The organism is Hyphomonadaceae bacterium ML37 (assembly GCA_027627685.1).
Lineage (GTDB): Bacteria > Pseudomonadota > Alphaproteobacteria > Caulobacterales > Maricaulaceae > Oceanicaulis.
Genome location: CP091241.1, coordinates 1,781,896 through 1,797,026 on the forward strand (window position 1 = coordinate 1,781,896; position 15,131 = coordinate 1,797,026).

A 15,131-nucleotide genomic window follows, 5' to 3' on the forward strand; every position below is an offset into this window, starting at 1 on the left:
GGGGCCCCGCATCCGGTCGCCCGGATACGGAGAGCCCCGGTCACGATGGCCGTGTGCGGTCAGCCATTCTGCTCGCGGTACTCTTCAGCGATCTCGGAGATGCGCTCGCCGAGCTCCGGATCGGACTGCGCAGCCATATTGATCTCGTTATAGCGCTCGGGCGTCAGACCTTCGTCCTCGACCGCTTCGATCATCTGCGCCTGGGCGTCCTGCTGGATGAGCTGGGCTTCTTCCTGGCCGTTGGCCGCTTCAAGCTGCGGACGCAATTCTTCAACGATCCCGCTGACCTGGTCCACGGCGCGTACGAAGTTCCAGATTTCCTCGTCGGTGACAGGCTCGATCTGGGGCTGCTGCTGCGCCGGCATGCCCTGTTGCGGGGGCGGCGGGGCCTGTTGCGCGAGGGCGGCGGGCGCGGCGTAGGCGGCGCCCAGGGCCAGAGCGAGGGCGGAAGCGGTCGTTTTGAACATCATGGTCATATCAACAAGTCTCCATTTCAGTTTCGACGCCCGCGTGGGCAGACGTACTGATAGTTAGACGCCTGAAGAGCGGGTGATGTTGCGCGTCCTATGAATTACAATTCGGTCATGTCCGCGTATGACTGGAAATTTTTCGCTATGATTGTGCAACACGCCCACGTTTTTCAGCGTCTTACAGACACGCCATTGAGATATTGCTTGATGAACGCCAAGGATATGAGCCGCACCATCACCCGTCAGCTGACCGCCATGCGGCGGTTTGCGCGCGCGCTGGCGGGCAATGCGTTTGACGCCGATGATTTGGTTCAGATCGCAGCGGAGACCGCCATCCGCAAGCGGCGCCAGCTGCGCGAGGCCGAACGGGCGCGCAGCTGGCTGATGACCATTGTCTACCGCACCCATCTCGATCTGATGCGCCAGGCAGCCCGGCGCGAGGCACCGCTGAACGATCCCGACGCTGCGCCTGATCTGGCGGCGCCTGCAGCCCAGCAGGCACGGCTGGACTGCGCCGCGGCGCTAGATGCGCTGGACGCCCTGCCCCGCGACCAGCGCGCCGCCCTGACCCTGATCGCCATCGAGGGGCATTCGAACGAGGAAGCGGCGGCCATTCTCGATCTCAACCCGGCCACCCTGCGCTCGCAGGTCTCCCGCGCTCGCAGCGCCTTGCGGGAGAGCCTCGCGGAGGATGCGCCCGTACCGGAAACAGAGGACCGCACCCGGCTGCACCAGGTGAAATGACATGACCCACGACACTGAAACGGAAAAGGAAACTCACACCGCAGGCGACGCGCGCATTGATCGGCGCATCATCGATGCGCTCGACGCTTTCGCCCGCCAACGAGCCGGCGCCGGGCTGCCCGCTGGCGTGCTGCGCGCGGCGCGCCGGGCCGAACGGCTCGACCGGATGACGCGCATGGGCGCGATGGCGGCGGCGGCGGTGGTGGTGTTCGCTGGCGGCTGGCTGGCGGCGGGATTGCATATGAGCTCAGGCCCGGCAACGGGCGAGGCGCCCGCTGAGCTGGTGCAGCTGGAGGGGCTCGCTGTGAGCGGTTCCGATACCGCCACGAGCCTGTTGTCCGACCCGGTGCTGAGCCCGCCGGAACTGACCGGCCACGGCCTGCACCTGACCGCTTCCATCGCGCGCATGGCGCAAGGCGGCGCGTTTAACGCGCTGGAATATCAAGCCTCTGACGGCGAGACCGTGCGCATTCTGGCGCGCCGGATCAGCCCGGCCGGTCCGGGCGCGCTGCAGCATTCACGGCTCGATGGCGAGCGCCTGGTGTGGTGGCGCGAGGATGATCTGGTGATCGGGGTGACTGGACCGCTGGAACGTGTTGATCTCGAAGCGATTGCCCAGACCGTGCGCAGCCAGTCCCGCGCGCCCATGGTGGCGGACTTCATGCCGGCGCCGGAGCTGGGCGTGCAGACGGTGAATGATCCCGGCGGCTGACCCCCTGTCCCCGCCCTATCCCGCACCTTGTCCCCGCGACGCACACCGTGTGGTCCGGGGTTTTTCCGGTCAAAAGCCGCCGCGGCACGGCAAAAACCCGCGAAAATCTGTCGGCGCTCAGATGTCATCGGCATCCAAGGCGCGAAACAGTGTTTCACAGCCCAGAAGGTCGCGTTTGCGGTTGGCGGCGGCCTCGGCCGCCTCGGCGTCCTCACCCCAGCGCTCGGCCTGATAGCGCTCGTCCACGCGCGATGTGTCGAACAGGATTTCGGCGTCCGCCTCGCCTTCCAGCAGCGCAAACGCCAGCACGGCCGAGCCCAGGTTCGGGGCGGCGCTGACCAGAGCGGTCAGGCGGAAATTGTCGAGCGCCAGCGCCCGGCGTTCCAGCGCCGCGATCGAACTGTCGGGCTGATCGAGAGCGGTGACCGAGACCGCAGCGTGCAGCGGCGCGTCCAGCGCCATGGCGGCCCAGGCGAGCCAGGGATCCCAGGCCTCGGCCTGACGCGTAGCGAGGACGGATTCTTCGGCGCGGTGGCTCAAAAGATCGGTGCGGGCGAAGCGCGCGACTTCGGCGGCGGCCTGCGCGCGCACATCGCCGGTACGGTCCAGCGCCACATGACACAGCCGGGTGACCGGCATGGTGAAGGGATTGATGTGTTCGCTCTGGGCGGACCATTCAGCGGCGGCTGCGCGGGCCAGCGTCTCGCCGGGCAGCACCAGAACCGATTTGGCCGGCGTGCGCACCTGACGCCCGTCGAGCAGAACACGCCAGCCGCCCTCGCCCGGCGCGGCGGCGGCTTCGGTATAGAAGCGCCGCGGCAGGGGGCGGTTTTCCGCCCTGGCCTTTGACATGCTCATGCGGCGCTCCGGTCTCCGGCGAAGACATCAAGGGCGCTGTTGAGCGCGGCGAAATCATGGTGGATGGCGTGAGGCTGGGCCTCATTGATCTCATCCACCGTGTGAAAGCCCCAGCTGACGCCCATGGCGTGGGCGTCGGCGGCGCGCGCCATGGCCATGTCCCAGAACGTGTCGCCGATCACCACGGTCTCTTTGGGGCGCGCGCCGGTGGCGGCCATGGCGTCGAGCACCATGCGCGGATGCGGCTTGCCGGGACCGCCATCCACGGTGTGCAGGGTCTGAAAATAGCGGTGCAGATCATGGTGGCCGAACACGATGTCGAGCCCCCGGCGCGCCTTGCCGGTGGCCACGCCAAGGATCCAGCCCTCATCAGCCAGACGCTCCAGAGTCTCGCGCGCGCCGTCATAGAGGGGCTCGGAAAAGCCGGCCTCGGCGCGCTGTTCCACGAAGGCTTGCTTGTAAAACCCGGTGAGCGCCGCGACCCGCGCCTCGCCATAATCGGGCGGGGCCAGACGCGCTACGGCTTCAGACAATTCCAGACCCACAATCGTGCGCACCTGATCATAGGCGATGGCGCCCAGCCCGGCGCGCTCAAAGGCGCGGGTCATGGCGCGTGCGATCACTTCACGCGAATCCACCAGCGTGCCGTCCACATCAAACACGGCCAGTTTCAGACCCGTCACGCCAGCGTCTCCTCGGCGCGCGCGCCCGCGTCGAAGTCAAAGCCCAGCGCGGCGAAGGTCTCGCTCATATGGTCCGGCAGCGGCGCTTCCAGCACCAGCGGGCGCTGGCCGGGGCGCGGGATGACCAGCTTGCGCGCGTGCAGGTGCAGCTTGCGCGACAGGCCTTCGGGCGTGGGGATGTCGCACATGTATTTGCCGTCGCCCAGAATGGCGTGGCCAAAGCCCGCCATGTGGACGCGCAGCTGGTGGGTGCGCCCGGTTTCGGGGCTCAGCACGACCCAGCTGGCACGGCGTCCGGCATGGTCAGCCACAGCGTAATGGGTCACCGCGTGCTGGGCGCCCTCCTCGCCATGGCGCGCCGCCATCATGCGCTCGCGGTCGCCATCGGGGCCGCTGGATTTGCGCAGGAAGCCGCTGATCTCGCCGTTGTGCGGCGAAGGCACGCCAAGGGCCACAGCCCAGTAATATTTGCGAAGGTCGCGGGTCTGGAACAGGCGCGAGAGGCGCCGGGCGCTGTCAGCGGTGCGCGCCACCACCAGAACGCCCGACGTGTCCTTGTCGAGACGGTGGACGAGACGCGGGCGTTCATCGCCCCGCCCGAACGCGTCCAGCAGACGGTCGAGATGGCGCGTGGTCTTGGACCCGCCCTGTACGGCCAGGCCGTGGGGCTTGTTCAGCGCGATCAGCTCATGGTCCTGATACAGCACCATGGAGCGGGCGAACGCCGCGTCCTCTCGCGACAAGGGCGCCTCGGCGCGGATCTCGCCCGGTTCCGGCATGGGCGGCACGCGCACGATCTGGCCCGGCTCGAGGCGCTGATTGCCCTTGGCGCGCGCGCCGTCGACGCGGACCTGACCGGTGCGCAGGAATTTCTCCACCCGCCCGTGGGGGATGTGCGGAAAATGCGCCTTGAACCAGCGGTCCAGACGCATATCGCCTTCGGCTTGCGTGACTTCGAGGGTTTGAACCGCGCTCATGACGGCCACACCGTGCGCGCCAGCGCCAGCCCCACGCCCGCAGCGAGCACGCAGGCGATCAGCATGCCGCCGCCCCAGACCAGCGCCTCGAGAAAGGCCTTGCGTTCGATCATCAAGATCAGCTCCAGCGACAATGCGCTCATGGTGGTGAAGGCGCCCAGAAACCCGACGCCGAAGGCAAAGCGGATCTCGGTGGCGTCGGCGCGCCCGGCCTGCGCCAGCCAGCCCACCAGCAGCCCGACCGCCAGCGATCCGGCCACATTGACGATCAGCACGCCCCAGGGCGCGTCCGGCCCGATCCAGCGCAGGCACGCCTGATTGACGCCATGGCGCGAGACCGCGCCCAGCGCGCCTCCGGCGGCGATGAGAAGAAGATGGTTCATGACGCGCAGCGATAGGCCGCAGCGCGCTGAGGCGCAAGGCCAGGCGCCGGTGTCAGACGCGTTCCAGCGCCGCTGCAGCCCCGCTATTTCGCCGGATTGCGATCCGCGTCCAGCCAGTTGCGGATCGCCTGCAGGGCGGGCAGCGCCGTCTCAAACCGCCCGGCGCCCAGCGCCGCCCCCATGCGGGCAAGCTCCGGTCCAAGGGCGGCCAGGCAGCGCGCGCGCATCTCCCGCCCGGCCGGCGTGAGGAACACGCGCTTCGCGCGCCGATCTTCCGGGTCAGGCTCGATGCGCACCAGGGCGCGCGCCTCCAGCCGCTGCAGCGTGTTGGTCATGGCGCCCTTGGTGACCTGAAAGGCGCGCGCGAGGCGCACCGGCGTCCAGCCATCGCCGAGGCGCGCCATGTGGTTGAGCACGGAGAAATGCGCGATCTGCAATCCGTCGGGCAGGACTTTGAGCAGCGCGCTGGACGACAGCTGCTGGATGATGCCCACCTCGTTGAGGACCGCGAACACCAGCTCGGGATCCGGCCCGGGTCCGGGGGCGCGGCTCATGCCATCATCCTGCTCTCCAGCGGCCAGCGCGGCGTGCGGGCGGGCTGCGCGCCATGGCCCAGACGCGCGATCATCTGAACGCGCCCGCCGCCGGGCGCCAGCCGGTCATGGGCCTCGTCGTAGAGCGCGGCCATCGCCTCATATTCCTGCAAAGCCTGGCTCAGCGGCTGGAAGCCCAGGCCCAGCCCGCAGGCGGCGAGATTCAGGCGCAGCCAGTCGCGCCCTGCCTCCAATTGCTCGGCGCGCGTATCACCGGGCGTGGTCAGGACGGCAAACCCTCTCGCGCTGTAGATCTGGGCGCGCATCATGTCGAGGGTTTGAGAGAACGCCGTGGAGGCGGGATCGGCCAGCGTCTCGCGCGTGATCATTCCGGCCATATTGAGCGCCTCGATCATGGCGCCTTGCAGGGCAATGCCGTCGGGATTGGCTTCGATCTCGGCGCGCCCGATGCGCATCAGGTCGACGCTTTCGCGATGTGGCGCCGGCGCACGCAGCTCCACCTCCATGGCCCGCCAGGTCAGGTCGCGCAGCGCCGCCACGCCTTCTGTATCGGCGATCAGATTGGTCTCGTGGCGCGGTGCAGCCGCCTCAAGCAGCGCGCCCAGCAGGTCCGGCGCGATGGCCCGATCCTCAAACGGCGCCTTGTCGGAGCGCCTTATGGCGGCGTGGGTGAAGAGCGGATCGGGCGCGGCGTCGGCGGGCGCGAACCGCACATGGGCGATGGGGCGGTCATCAAGGCGCGGCGCGCCGGCGCCCTCGGGGAAGGGCGTGATCTGCGCCGCCAGCCCGGCGTGCGCCGCCGCCATGCGCAACTGCTCCAGCATGCAGCCAAAACCGATGGTGATCTGGCGGTCAAACGGATCGGTGGCGGGCAGACGCCGCTCCGGATCACACCAGATACGCACCTCGTCCGCGCCCACAAGCTCAAACAGCCAGGGCTGAATATTATGGGGGTTGGGCGCCAGAATGGCCCAGGCCAGCGCCCGCAGTCGGGGGTCGCCATGGGCGCCGCTCATCGCCGTCTCCCACGGGACCAGCGCCCGTACCGGCGTGCGGGTTGCGGTGAACACGGCCCCGGCCCCCACCACCGTCACCGCGGACGCGCCGGCGAGTTTCAGAAACAGTCTGCGGCTCTGCGCCATGGCGCCCTCCTCCCACTTGGTTCAACGCTAATCACTTTCGTTTAACGTTGAACGATATGCAAGACGACTTCGGTTTGGGCCCCGCCTTGACCCGTTGCCGCGAGGGGGCGCATCCTGACACCCTAGCGTGCCGACTTCGGCACCACACGATTGACGCACCCGGCGCCTGACCCCGCTTGTGCTGATCTGCGCTGCGCCACCAGTCCGCCCCGGACCCAGGCCGCAGCTTCGCGCGTTACCGGCCCGTCGCACACCTTCCCGCCGTCACCGGAGGCCGTCATGCTGACCCTTGCCGACACGATCGCGCTGAGAGCGCTGTATCTGGCCGCCGTGCTGGCGGCGGGCGGGGCGGGGCTGATCATGGTGTTCACACCGGGCTTCGCGGCGCGCAAGCTCTTCTATGATGCAGTTCAGGTGGATGTGTATCTGCGCCTGCTGGGCGCGTTTCAGCTGAGCCTGGGCCTGCTGGCCATTGGCGGCCTCATCTGGCCCGCACCGCTGGCGGCGATCCTGCTGGTCCAGCTGGGCGCGATGGTGATCTGGGTGGTGGCAGGCGCCGTGCCGGCCATCATCACCGGCAAGCGCGAGACCGCGCTCCTGTTCATGACCATCGCCTTCACGGTGTGGTCGCTGGCGATCGGGTTCCTGTTCCCGTTTGCGGCGGTGTTCGGGTAAGGGCGGCCTAACGCCCTCGCCGCTCTTTCCTCAGCGCCCGCCAGCGGTCCAGCCGCTCTTTCAGCTGCGCCTCGCGCCCGCCGTCCTTGGGTTCGTAGAAGACCGGGCGGTCGGTCATCTCGTCGGGGAAATAGTCCTGGCCCGAGACGCCGCCGGCGGCGTCGTGATCGTATTCATAGCCCTGGCCATAGCCTTCAGCCTTCATCAGCTTGGTGGGGGCGTTGAGGATGTGTTTGGGCGGGCTCAGGGAGCCCGTGGCCTTGGCGCTGCGCACGGCGGCTTTCCAGGCCTTGTAGACGGCGTTGGATTTGGGGGCGCAGGCGAGATGGACCACGGCCTGGGCCAGCGCCAGCTCGCCTTCGGGGCTGCCGAGGAAATCATACACGTCCTTGGCCGCCAGCGCCGCGTGGACCGCGCCGGGATCGGCCAGGCCGATATCCTCATTGGCCATGCGCACCAGGCGCCGGGCCAGAAACAGCGGGTCCTCGCCGGCCTCCAGCATGCGCGCCAGCCAGTAGAGCGCCGCGTCCGGGTCCGAGCCGCGGATGGATTTGTGCAAGGCGGAGATGAGATTGTAGTGGGAATCGCCCGCCTTGTCGTAGGAGGGCGCGCGGCGCTGCACCAGCTGGCCGAGGCCTGCAGGGTCCAGCGGCGCGTCGGGTGCGGCGGCGAAGACCTGTTCGGCCAGATTGAGCAGATAGCGCCCGTCCCCGTCGGCCAGCGCCATCATCACGTCGCGCGCCTGCCCCGTCAGCGCCAGCGGGCGGCCCTCCAGCGCCTCGGCGCGGGCGAGCAGGCGTTCGAGCGCATCGGCGTCCAGCCGCTTGAGCACCAGCACCTGACAGCGCGACAGGAGCGCAGCGTTGAGCTCAAAGCTGGGGTTTTCGGTGGTGGCGCCCACCAGCGTCACCACCCCCTCCTCCACCACGGGCAAAAAGCCGTCCTGCTGGGCGCGGTTGAAGCGGTGGATCTCGTCGACGAACAGAAGCGTGCCCTGGCCCGAGGCGCGCCGGGCGCGGGCGCGGTCGAAGGCTTTTTTCAGGTCCGCCACGCCGGAGAACACGGCTGAAATGGCGTCAAACTCCAGCCCCGCCGCATCGCTGAGCAGGCGCGCCAGCGTGGTCTTGCCCACGCCGGGAGGCCCCCAAAGGATGATGGAGGCCAGATGCCCGCGCGCCAGCATGCGCCCCAGCGGGCCGCCGGGGCCGATCAGGTGATCCTGACCAACCACATCGCTCAGGGATTGCGGGCGAAGCCGGTCGGCCAGCGGGCGCGGCGCGGAGGCTTCAAGACCGGCGGACTGGAACAGATTGCTCATGAGTGCGACTATGAGCGTGCGCTATCGCGGCGGCAACGCGCGCGGCGCAGGCACATATGAAGAAGGCCGCCTCAGCGGCCCTCTTTGTGCGTCGCCGGAGCGCCGGCGACGCGCAGTTCTGTGATGCTCTTGCGTTTGTAAAGCCAGCCAGGCGCGGTCAGACCGGGTGTTAGCCTAGCCTTAGCCGCCGAGACCGGAGGGGTCAACGGACCGAGGCGCGTCGAACTCATCCATCGCCTGCTGGGCGTCGCGGGCTTCTTCTTCCCACTCGGCCTCGGTGCGGCAGACGCTCCCACCGAGGCGACTGCCTACCTCGTGAATGCGCCGGCAGACCACGCGCTCACCATTGCTGGCGCCAGCGATCTGGGTTTCGTCACCCGCGGTGGCCGAGCAGCCGGCAAGGCTGCCTGCACCAAGAAGGGCCAGCATGGCGGCGGAAAGCGAAAGCGTCTTCATGGTGGACCCCTCAATGGAACAGCAGATTTGCTCCAGTATCAGACGGACATGCTGCAGGCGCAAACGCTGGTGCATTACATTCTGGTAAGGCTTGCAACGGCGCCACAGTCAAAGCGCCTTACTCACCACGCACCCCGAAATGCTCGCCCGCCATCATGATGGCGCCCAGCACGCCCGCGATCACGGCGGCGTAGCCGAACCAGGGCTGCCAGTTCATGGCCAGCGCCAGCGCCAGCACGGCGAAGCCGCCCAGCACCGGCGCCGCCCACAGGGCGAGCGTCATCGCCGTGACAGGTTTGCGCGCCGGCTTTGCATCTTCGGGCGGCTGACTCATGGACGGCTCCTCCTATCGCTTGCAGCGCCGCGCGGTTTCCATTGTGCGCTGCATTCTGTATATGGCGCGCCACGCACAGGTCAGGAAGCCATGTCCGCACTCGTTCTGGAAATCTCGAAGGACTTCACCTTCGACGCCGCCCATCATTTCACCCACAAGGACGCGAGCCATCCGTTCTCGCGAATGCACGGCCATTCCTTCGCCGGAACGGTGACCCTCTCGGGCGCCAGGTCCACCGACAGCGGCATGGTGCGTGATTTCTGGGAGATTGACGCGGAGCTGGCGAAAATCCGCGACCAGCTGGACCACCGCCTGCTCAACGAGGTGGAGGGGCTGGAACACCCCTCGCTGGAAACCATCGCCCACTGGGTGTTCGAGCGCCTGGACGCGGCCCTGCCCGGCGTGGTCAGCGTAGAGATCCGCCGCCCCAGCTGTGGGGAAAAGGCGCTCGTGCGCCGCGCCTGAGACGCGGTGCACGTCAAGCCAGAGGGTGTGCGCCGCGCTTAAATGCGCCTCACCTCAACCAACCGCACAAAGCAAAAGCCCCGCGCGATCGCTCGCGCAGGGCTTCGATGCCTCCCCGGCTCGGCCGGATCAGTCTTCTTTCGGCGTGAAAATCTGCTTGCCGCGATACATGCCCGACTTCAGGTCGACATGGTGCGGACGGCGCAGCTCGCCGGTGTCCTTGTCCTCGACATAGGCGGTCGTGGAGATGGAATCATGTCCGCGGCGCATATTGCGCTTGGACGGAGAGGTTTTGCGCTTGGGGACCGCCATGGGTCTCTCCCTCAAAGTCAAAGGTGAACCGGACTTGCGCGCGAAACGTGAAGCGTCACGCGGAAAGTGAGCGGCGGGCTATACCGGTTTCATGCCGGGCTGGCAATGGGGCGGTGTGTGGCGGGGGGCTTTGGTACGTGAAATGAGTTCGCCTGCTTTCCAGGCCGACCGCAGCCCCCCTCTTACACCAACCGTGAATGCTCTATCGCCGCCGCCACGAAGCTCGCAAACAGCGGGTGCGGCTCGAAGGGTCTCGATTTGTATTCGGGGTGGAATTGCACGCCGATGAACCAGGGGTGGTCGGCGTATTCCACGATTTCCGGCAGCACGCCGTCGGGCGACAGGCCGGAGAAGATGAGACCGGCGGCTTCCAGCTGCTCGCGCCAGGCGATGTTCACCTCATAGCGGTGGCGGTGGCGTTCCTGGATCTGCGGCGCGCCGTAAATCTCGCGCACGCGCGAGCCGTCTTTGAGCGTTGCCGGGAAGGCGCCCAGGCGCATGGTGCCGCCCAAATCCCCGCCGGCATAGCGGCGCACGATTTCATTGTCCTTGACCCATTCTTTGAGCAGGCCGACCACCGGCTCTTTGGGCGCGCCGAACTCCGACGTGCCCGCGCCCGTGACGCCGGCGAGATGACGCGCCGCCTCGATCACCGCCATCTGCATGCCAAAGCAGATGCCGAAATACGGCACCTTGCGCTCGCGCGCGAAGCGGGCCGCGGCGATCTTGCCTTCGGCGCCGCGCTCGCCAAACCCGCCGGGCACCAGGATGGCGTGCACGTCTTCCAGGGCGGCGAAATTGTCCGGCGTCTCGAACTGGCTGGCGTCCAGCCAGCGCACGCGCACCTTCACATTATTGGCGATGCCGCCATGGGTGAGCGCTTCGAGCAGGGATTTATAGGCGTCGGCCAGCACGGTGTATTTGCCCACCACCGCAATGGTGACCTCGCCATCAGGATTGTGGACGGCCTGGCTGATACGCTGCCACACCGACATGTCAGGCTCGGGCGCATCGGTGATGCCGAACCGGTCCAGAATGACCGAATCAAAGCCCTGATCGTGATACTCGCCCGGCACGTCATAGAGCGAGGCCGCGTCGCGTCCCTCGATCACGGCGTTTTCAGGCACATTGCAGAACAGGGCGATCTTGCGCCGGTCCGACGGGTCCAGCGGAATTTCGCAGCGGCACAGCAGGATATCGGGCTGGATGCCGATGGAGCGCAGCTCCTTGACCGAGTGCTGGGTCGGCTTGGTCTTCATCTCGCCGGCCGCCTTGATGAAGGGCAACAGCGTGACATGGACGAAGACGCAGCGCTCGCGGCCCAGCTCCTGTCCCAACTGGCGGATCGCCTCGAAGAAGGGCAGACCCTCGATATCGCCCACCGTGCCGCCGATCTCGCACAGCACGAAATCCACATCCCCGGCGTCGGACAGAACGAAGGTCTTGATGGCGTCGGTGACGTGGGGAATCACCTGTACCGTGGCGCCCAGATAATCGCCGCGCCGTTCGCGCGCGATAATGTCGGAATAGATGCGCCCCGTGGTGATATTGTCGCTCTGGGCGGCCGGCACGCCGGTGAAGCGCTCGTAATGGCCCAGATCCAGATCAGTCTCCGCCCCGTCATCGGTGACGAAGACCTCGCCATGCTGATAGGGCGACATCGTGCCCGGATCGACATTGAGATAGGGGTCCAGCTTGCGCAGGCGCACGGAATACCCGCGCGCTTGCAAAAGCGCGCCCAGGGCAGCGGAAGCGAGGCCTTTTCCAAGGGAGGAGACCACGCCGCCAGTGATGAAAATATATCGCGGCATGGGCGGACGGTTTAGCGCAGAATCACCCCGGGCAAAAGCGCTGTGGCGCCGGTGTGGGGGGTGGAATGCAGGCCGCCCCTACCCCGCCGCGATCGCGCTGCGCCCGGCATAGGCCGCCGCCGAGCCGAGCTCGGCTTCGATGCGCAGGAGCTGGTTATATTTGGCGGTGCGGTCGGAGCGCGCCAGCGAGCCGGTCTTGATCTGCCCGCAATTGGTCGCCACGGCGAGATCCGCGATGGTGGAATCTTCGGTTTCGCCCGAGCGGTGGCTCATCACAGCGCCATAGCCCGCGCGCAGGGCCATCTCCACCGCGTCGAGCGTTTCCGACAGCGTGCCGATCTGGTTGACCTTGACCAGCAGGGCGTTGGCCGCGCCTTCTTCGATGCCGCGCCACAGGCGCTCGGGGTTGGTGACGAAGAGATCATCGCCCACCAGCTGGCATTCGCCGTCCAGCGCCGAGGTGAGCGCCGTCCAGCCTTCCCAGTCATCCTCGGCCATGCCGTCCTCGATGGAGACGATGGGGTAGGCGCGCACGAGTTCCGTGAGATAAGTCGCAAACTCCTCCGACGAGCAGGTGCGCCCCGCCCCTTCCAGCACATAGCGCCCGTCGCGGAAGAACTCGGTGGAGGCCACATCCAGCGCCAGCACCACGTCCTTGCCCGGGCTGTAGCCGGCGGCTTCGATGGCGGCCATCAGCTCGTCCAGGCAATGCTCGGCGCTCTTCAGGTCCGGCGCGAACCCGCCCTCATCGCCCACATTGGTGGAATAACCGCCCTGTTTCAGCCGGCTTTTAAGCGCGTGGAAAATCTCCGAGCCACACCGCAGCGCTTCAGAAAAGCTCGGCAGGCCGGTGGGCATGATCATGAATTCCTGGAAATCCACCGGATTGTCGGCATGGGCGCCGCCATTGATGACGTTCATCATCGGGGTCGGCAGGATGCGCGCATTCACGCCGCCCAGATAGCGGTAGAGCGGCAGCTTGCGCGATTGCGCCGCGGCCTTGGCCACCGCCAGCGAGACGCCTAGGATGGCGTTGGCGCCCAGGCGCGCCTTGTTGGGCGTGCCGTCCAGATCGATCATCGCCTCGTCGATCACGCGCTGCTCGGCCGCTTCGATGCCCACAATATTCTCGTAGATCTCGCCCTCGACGGCCGCGACGGCCTCGCGCACGCCCTTGCCGCCATAGCGCGGGCCGCCATCGCGCTTCTCCACCGCCTCATGGGCGCCGGTGGAAGCGCCCGACGGCACCGCGGCGCGGCCCATGGAGCCATCATCCAGCTCCACATCCACCTCGACGGTCGGATTGCCCCGGCTGTCGAGAATTTCGCGCGCGCGGATGTCGATGATGACGGACATGGATGCCCCCCTGCAGGATGATCGTGTGGCGCGGGTGATAGACCAGTGCGCGGCGCAGGCAAAGGGTTGTGAGCGCCACCAGCCTCAAGCGGGCTTGAGTTCACTCAACCGCTTCCCCGGCGCAATGTCTTCGGGCGACTGGCGCACATGGATCAGGGAGGGACGCCCCGACGTCAGCGCCGCGTCCAGCGCGGGCAGGAACTCGTCAGTGGCGGCGACGTACCAAGCGGCCATGCCGAAGCTCAGCGCCATCATTTTGAAGTCGGGATTGACCAGGCCCGTGCCCGAGACACGGCCGGGATAGGCGCGCTCCTGGTGCATGCGGATGGTGCCGTAGGTTCCGTTGTCGAACACGCACACGACGATGTTGGCGCCGTGCTGGACGGCGGTGGCAAGCTCCGGCGCGGCCATCAGGAAATCACCATCGCCACACACAGCGATGACCGGGCGGTCAGGATGGCGCAGCTTGGCGGCGATGGCGGCGGGCAGGCCATAGCCCATGGCCCCGGAGGTGGGCGCGAGCTGGCCGGGATAGGCGCTGTGATCAAAGAAGCGATGCAGCCAGGCGGCGAAATTGCCTGCGCCATTGGTCATGATTGCGCTGTCGCCATAGCGGGCCGACACGGCGCGCCAGATCTGCGACGGATTGACCGCACCGGTGACGCTCACAGGCTGCACCCACGCGTCGTAATCGGCGCGGCGCGCCGCGACCCAGGCCGCGCGGCGGGCGGCGTTTTGCGGTGTGGCCGCCTCTGCGATGGCGAGCATGGCGGCGCCGGGCGAGGCCGTGACGGCCATGTCGGGATGATAGACGCGGCCCAGCTCCTCCCCGCCGGGATGGATGTGGATCAGCCGGTCGCCCAACCCGCCGGGCACGTCGAACAGATCATAGCTTTGGGTGGTCATTTCGCCGAGGCGCGGCCCGATGGCGAGGATCACGTCCGCCTCGCGCAGCGCATCGCGCAGAGCCGGGTTCACGCCGATCCCCGCCTCACCCGCATAGTGGGAATGGGTGTTGTCGAACAAATGCTTGGCCCGGAAACTTGTGGCGACGGGGCAGTTCATGCGCACCGCCATATCGTGCAGCGCCGCGCGCGCCGCCGCGCTCCAGCCCGGCCCCCCGGCGAGGATCACCGGGCGCTGGGCCGCATCAAGGCGCGCAGCGATGATGCGCGCCGTATCACCGCCCGGCTCGCTCAGCGCGCGGGTGAAGGCGCGCGGCGCCGGCGCCTCGGCTTCTTCAGTCAGCATATCCTCGGGCAGGCCCACCACCACCGGGCCGGGGCGGCCGTGCAGGGCCAGAGCGTAAGCGCGCATGATCTGCTCGCCCACGCGCGCCGGATCGCGAATCTCGAACGCCGCCTTGGCGATCCCGGCGAAGGCCTGGGCGTAGTCGAGCTCCTGAAACGCCTCGCGCCCCTCATCCTCGCGGCGCACCTGGCCCACCAGAAGCAGCATGGGCGTGGAATCCTGAAACGCCGTATGGACGCCCACCGCGGCCTGCGTCGCCCCCGGCCCTCGCGTGACGAAGCAGATGCCGGGGCGCCCGGTCAGCTTGCCGTCGGCTTCCGCCATATTCGCCGCCCCCGCCTCATGCCGGCAGGTGATGAAGGCGATCCCGCTATCGACCAGCGCATCCAGCGCCGCCAGATAACTCTCTCCCGGCACGCCGAAAATCCGCTCCACGCCCTGGGCGGCGAGCGCGTCGATCAAATGCTGGGCGCCAGTGCGCAGGGCCATGGAATGCGTCCTCGGTCGGGTGATTCAGCCAGGGCGCGACCATCGCGCCGACGGGGCGCGGGGGCAAGTGGGGGGCGCCCCTGCCATCGTTATACAATAACCCCTTCCCTCGCCTGCCGGTTTCCGTGAGGCTGCGCGCAT

The 15,131-nt window shown here is 67.6% G+C and carries 18 protein-coding genes; 4 read left to right on the plus strand and 14 right to left on the minus strand.

Annotated features, from left to right (window positions below):
* Nucleotides 1-59: 59 nt before the first annotated feature.
* A complete protein-coding gene (locus L2D01_08760; GenBank protein WBQ08985.1) occupies nucleotides 60-476 on the minus strand; it encodes a DUF4168 domain-containing protein in 417 nt (138 codons plus the stop codon).
* Between the two features lie 201 nt (nucleotides 477-677).
* Here L2D01_08760 and L2D01_08765 point away from each other — a divergent pair, with 201 nt between their 5' ends.
* Both L2D01_08765 and L2D01_08770 read left to right on the plus strand, forming a co-directional pair.
* The gene (locus L2D01_08765; protein ID WBQ08986.1) at nucleotides 678-1,214 is read left to right on the plus strand and encodes an RNA polymerase sigma factor; all 537 of its coding nucleotides are present in this window, start codon (nucleotides 678-680) and stop codon (nucleotides 1,212-1,214) included.
* A gap of 1 nt (nucleotide 1,215) precedes the next feature.
* The gene (locus L2D01_08770; protein WBQ08987.1) at nucleotides 1,216-1,926 is read left to right on the plus strand and encodes a hypothetical protein; all 711 of its coding nucleotides are present in this window, start codon (nucleotides 1,216-1,218) and stop codon (nucleotides 1,924-1,926) included.
* Nucleotides 1,927-2,043: 117 nt separating this feature from the next.
* Here L2D01_08770 and L2D01_08775 read toward each other — a convergent pair whose 3' ends face one another.
* From L2D01_08775 to L2D01_08800, 6 genes are all read right to left on the minus strand, one after another.
* Nucleotides 2,044-2,784, minus strand: coding sequence for an ATPase (locus L2D01_08775; protein WBQ08988.1), 741 nt, complete (start codon nucleotides 2,782-2,784; stop codon nucleotides 2,044-2,046).
* Complete coding sequence (locus L2D01_08780) at nucleotides 2,781-3,467, minus strand: HAD-IA family hydrolase (GenBank protein WBQ08989.1); 687 nt, start codon at nucleotides 3,465-3,467, stop codon at nucleotides 2,781-2,783. Before L2D01_08780 ends, L2D01_08775 begins: the two co-directional genes overlap by 4 nt.
* Complete coding sequence (locus L2D01_08785) at nucleotides 3,464-4,444, minus strand: RluA family pseudouridine synthase (GenBank protein WBQ08990.1); 981 nt, start codon at nucleotides 4,442-4,444, stop codon at nucleotides 3,464-3,466. The genes L2D01_08780 and L2D01_08785 overlap by 4 nt, the downstream gene beginning before the upstream one ends.
* Entirely contained in the window at nucleotides 4,441-4,827 is a 387-nt protein-coding gene (locus tag L2D01_08790; GenBank protein ID WBQ08991.1) for a CrcB family protein, read from the minus strand. The genes L2D01_08785 and L2D01_08790 overlap by 4 nt, the downstream gene beginning before the upstream one ends.
* 83 nt (nucleotides 4,828-4,910) lie before the next feature.
* Nucleotides 4,911-5,381 carry a MarR family transcriptional regulator gene (locus L2D01_08795; GenBank protein ID WBQ08992.1) on the minus strand — a complete coding sequence of 157 codons (471 nt, stop codon included), beginning with the start codon at nucleotides 5,379-5,381 and terminating at the stop codon, nucleotides 4,911-4,913.
* Nucleotides 5,378-6,523 (minus strand): hypothetical protein, encoded by a 1,146-nt coding sequence (locus tag L2D01_08800; protein ID WBQ08993.1) that lies wholly within the window; start codon nucleotides 6,521-6,523, stop codon nucleotides 5,378-5,380. Before L2D01_08800 ends, L2D01_08795 begins: the two co-directional genes overlap by 4 nt.
* A 279-nt stretch (nucleotides 6,524-6,802) precedes the next feature.
* On the opposite strand from L2D01_08800, the gene L2D01_08805 reads away from it, so the two are divergent.
* Nucleotides 6,803-7,198 carry a hypothetical protein gene (locus L2D01_08805; protein ID WBQ08994.1) on the plus strand — a complete coding sequence of 132 codons (396 nt, stop codon included), beginning with the start codon at nucleotides 6,803-6,805 and terminating at the stop codon, nucleotides 7,196-7,198.
* A gap of 7 nt (nucleotides 7,199-7,205) precedes the next feature.
* Here L2D01_08805 and L2D01_08810 read toward each other — a convergent pair whose 3' ends face one another.
* The 3 genes from L2D01_08810 to L2D01_08820 form a co-directional block, all read right to left on the minus strand.
* A complete protein-coding gene (locus L2D01_08810) occupies nucleotides 7,206-8,516 on the minus strand; it encodes a replication-associated recombination protein A (protein ID WBQ08995.1) in 1,311 nt (436 codons plus the stop codon).
* 180 nt (nucleotides 8,517-8,696) lie between these two features.
* Nucleotides 8,697-8,972 carry a hypothetical protein gene (locus L2D01_08815; GenBank protein WBQ08996.1) on the minus strand — a complete coding sequence of 92 codons (276 nt, stop codon included), beginning with the start codon at nucleotides 8,970-8,972 and terminating at the stop codon, nucleotides 8,697-8,699.
* 118 nt (nucleotides 8,973-9,090) lie between these two features.
* Nucleotides 9,091-9,306, minus strand: a complete 216-nt coding sequence (locus L2D01_08820) for a hypothetical protein (GenBank protein ID WBQ08997.1) — start codon at nucleotides 9,304-9,306, stop codon at nucleotides 9,091-9,093.
* Nucleotides 9,307-9,396: 90 nt separating this feature from the next.
* Between L2D01_08820 and L2D01_08825 the strand changes: the two genes are divergently transcribed.
* Complete coding sequence (locus L2D01_08825) at nucleotides 9,397-9,771, plus strand: 6-carboxytetrahydropterin synthase (protein WBQ08998.1); 375 nt, start codon at nucleotides 9,397-9,399, stop codon at nucleotides 9,769-9,771.
* A 129-nt stretch (nucleotides 9,772-9,900) separates the two neighbouring features.
* Here L2D01_08825 and rpmF read toward each other — a convergent pair whose 3' ends face one another.
* The 4 genes from rpmF to L2D01_08845 form a co-directional block, all read right to left on the minus strand.
* Complete coding sequence (rpmF, locus tag L2D01_08830; protein ID WBQ08999.1) at nucleotides 9,901-10,083, minus strand: 50S ribosomal protein L32; 183 nt, start codon at nucleotides 10,081-10,083, stop codon at nucleotides 9,901-9,903.
* Between the two features lie 182 nt (nucleotides 10,084-10,265).
* Nucleotides 10,266-11,894 (minus strand): CTP synthase, encoded by a 1,629-nt coding sequence (locus L2D01_08835; protein WBQ09000.1) that lies wholly within the window; start codon nucleotides 11,892-11,894, stop codon nucleotides 10,266-10,268.
* 78 nt (nucleotides 11,895-11,972) lie between these two features.
* The gene (gene eno, locus L2D01_08840) at nucleotides 11,973-13,250 is read right to left on the minus strand and encodes a phosphopyruvate hydratase (protein ID WBQ09001.1); all 1,278 of its coding nucleotides are present in this window, start codon (nucleotides 13,248-13,250) and stop codon (nucleotides 11,973-11,975) included.
* An 84-nt stretch (nucleotides 13,251-13,334) separates the two neighbouring features.
* Nucleotides 13,335-14,990 (minus strand): thiamine pyrophosphate-dependent enzyme, encoded by a 1,656-nt coding sequence (locus L2D01_08845; GenBank protein ID WBQ09002.1) that lies wholly within the window; start codon nucleotides 14,988-14,990, stop codon nucleotides 13,335-13,337.
* Nucleotides 14,991-15,131 lie beyond the last annotated feature (141 nt).